Genomic DNA, 2,567 nt, shown 5'->3' with positions numbered 1-2,567 from the left:
GGGGGGGGGGGGGGGGGGGGGGAGCCGGTGCGGCACCGTCAGGTTCAGCTGCAGGTGCTCGTCGTCGAAGTCGACGCGATGCTCGATGCGGCTGCAGTCGGCCACGAACGTGGCGCCGGAATCGACCTCCACCTCGCCCGCTCCGACGCGGTGCCGCGCGTGCCCACGGATCGTCGTGAGCACGAGGATGTTGCCGGCCTCGGCGGAGAGCCGGTCGACGGTCACCGGAATGCCGTAGCGGAACCGGGTGAGCACGATGTCGCCGATCGACGCCGAGAACATGCTCGATCGCGGGTGCAGCAGGCGTCCGCTCGGCCGCACGCGATAGGGCATGTACACCCGGTCCGACCACGTCCGGATCTCGTCCCAGTCGGTCGAGACCGTCGCGGGCGAGGAGCCGCGGCCGGAGAACGGGTCCAGCGAGTGCACGACGTCCGTCATCCGGTCGAGCCTAGGGTGCCGGACCGGCCGCCGACACTGCCCGATCGGCCGGGCTCCGGGGCGCGTGACCGGGCCCGCGACGGTCCCCGACCCGGTAGTGTCCGGCATGCCTGTGACTGCCTTCACAGCCGTCGGATACCGTACTCCCGGCACGTCTGGCACGGCGTGCCACAGATTCCTGCCCCCGAGGAGAACCAATGAGCTTTCGCAGTCCCTTTCCCGACGTCGACATCCCGGCACTGAGTGTCTACGACTTCCTGTTCGGTTCGATCGCGGAGTCGGACCTCGATCGCCCGGCGTTGACGGAGGGCGCGACCGGGGCCGTCACCGACTACCGGACCCTGATCGGGCAGATCGACGCGATCGCGGGTGCTCTTGCGGCGCGCGGTGTGGGAGTCGGCGACGTCGTCGGCCTGCTCTCGCCGAACGTGCCCGCCTTCGCGGCCGTGTTCCACGGCATCCTGCGGGCGGGGGCCACCGCGACCACCGTCAACGCGCTCTACACCGCCGAGGACATCGCCAAGCAGCTCGAGGATTCCAAGGCGACGTTCTTCTTCACGGTCTCGCCGCTGCTGCCGCACGCGAAGGAGGCCGCGGCCGCGGTCGGTATCCCCGACGATCGTCTGGTCGTGCTCGACGGCGCCGAGGGGCATCCCTCCCTGCGCGACCTGCTCGCCGAGAACGCCCCCGCCCCCGAGGTGTCGTTCGATCCGGCCACCCATCTGGCGGTGCTGCCGTACTCGTCCGGCACCACCGGTCGCCCGAAGGGCGTGATGCTCACGCACACGAACCTGGTGGCCAACGTGTGCCAGATCAAGTCCCCGATCAGGATCGACCCCGACGACCGGATCCTCGCCGTCCTGCCGTTCTTCCACATCTACGGCATGACCGTTCTTCTCAACGCCGCCCTGTTCAACCGCGCGTCGCTGGTGACGATGCCGAAGTTCGACCTGCCGGAGTTCCTGCGGATCGTCTCCGAACAGAAGTGCACCTACGTGTTCATCGCACCGCCCGTCGCGGTCGCCCTGGCCAAGCATCCGCTCGTGGACCAGTACGACCTCTCGAGCGTGCACACCGTGTTCTCCGGCGCGGCGCCGCTGGACAGGGCGCTCGGGAACGCGGTCGCCGCGCGACTGGGATGGAAGGTCCGTCAGGGGTACGGCATGTCCGAGATGAGCCCGGTCAGCCACGCCATCCCGTTCGACGGCGACGACGTGCCGCTCGACTCGGTGGGACCGACGATCGCCAACATGGAGTGCAAGCTCGTCGACCCGACCACCGGCGAAGAGGTCGAGTACCCCACCGGTGAGGGTGTCTCCGAGCCGGGTGAGCTGTGGTGCAAGGGCCCCAACGTCATGGTCGGCTACCTCGGCAACCCGCAGGCCACCGCGGAGACCCTCGACGCCGACGGGTTCCTGCACACCGGCGACATCGCCACGGTCGATGCGGCCGGCAACGTCACCATCGTCGACCGGCTCAAGGAGCTGATCAAGTACAAGGGCTACCAGGTGCCGCCCGCCGAACTCGAGGCGCTGCTGCTGACCCACCCGAAGATCGCCGACGTCGCGGTGATCGGTGTGCTCGACGACGAAGGCGAGGAGGTGCCCAAGGCGTTCGTCGTGCGTCAGCCGGACGCCGACCTCACCGAGGCCGAGGTCGTCGAGTTCGTCGCCGAGCGGGTCTCGCCGCACAAGAAGGTGCGGCAGGTGCAGTTCATCGACATCGTCCCGAAGTCCGCCGCCGGCAAGATCCTCCGGAAGGATCTGCGCACCCCGGCGACGTAGCCGGTCATTGCCCGGGCCGCAGGATCCGGCCGAGATGCGCCGCGAGCGCCTCGATCGTCGGATCCTGCGCCCGGAACCCGACGTAGCCGTCCGGCCGCACCACCACAGCCGCGGCGGCACCGTCGAAACCGTACGCCCGCGCGGCGCGGCCCGCGTCGTCGCGCAGTACCCGGCCGTCGGCCGGGCTCCCGGTGCTTCCCGCCACGAGCACGTACGCCCGCAGCGCGTCACCGAAGCGGTCCGTCGCCCGCTCGGCGAGCTCTCGCTGCGCCTGCAGCGCCTGCGCCGTGGGCGCCCACAGCAGCACGGTGTGACCGGGATGGCGCAGCAGCTCGTGCAGCC

General features: G+C 70.1%; 1 protein-coding gene and 2 pseudogenes. 1 reads left to right on the top strand and 2 read right to left on the bottom strand.

Going from position 1 to position 2,567, the window contains the following annotated elements; all coding sequences use genetic code 11:
* Nucleotides 1-441: pseudogene (locus OEY_RS0101065) on the bottom strand (AraC family transcriptional regulator); the annotation flags it as partial.
* A gap of 197 nt (nt 442-638) precedes the next feature.
* Here OEY_RS0101065 and OEY_RS0101060 point away from each other — a divergent pair.
* Complete coding sequence (locus OEY_RS0101060; protein WP_010592098.1) at nt 639-2,225, top strand: AMP-binding protein; 1,587 nt, start codon at nt 639-641, stop codon at nt 2,223-2,225.
* Between the two features lie 4 nt (nt 2,226-2,229).
* Here the strand turns inward: OEY_RS0101060 and OEY_RS27865 are convergent.
* Nucleotides 2,230-2,567, bottom strand: a pseudogene (locus OEY_RS27865) (pentachlorophenol monooxygenase); the annotation flags it as partial.

Source organism: Rhodococcus sp. P14 (genome assembly GCF_000256505.1).
Taxonomy (GTDB): Bacteria; Actinomycetota; Actinomycetes; order Mycobacteriales; family Mycobacteriaceae; genus Rhodococcus; species Rhodococcus ruber.
The sequence above is the reverse complement of the archived record's forward strand: the minus strand, read 5'-3'. Positions and strand labels throughout refer to the sequence as shown.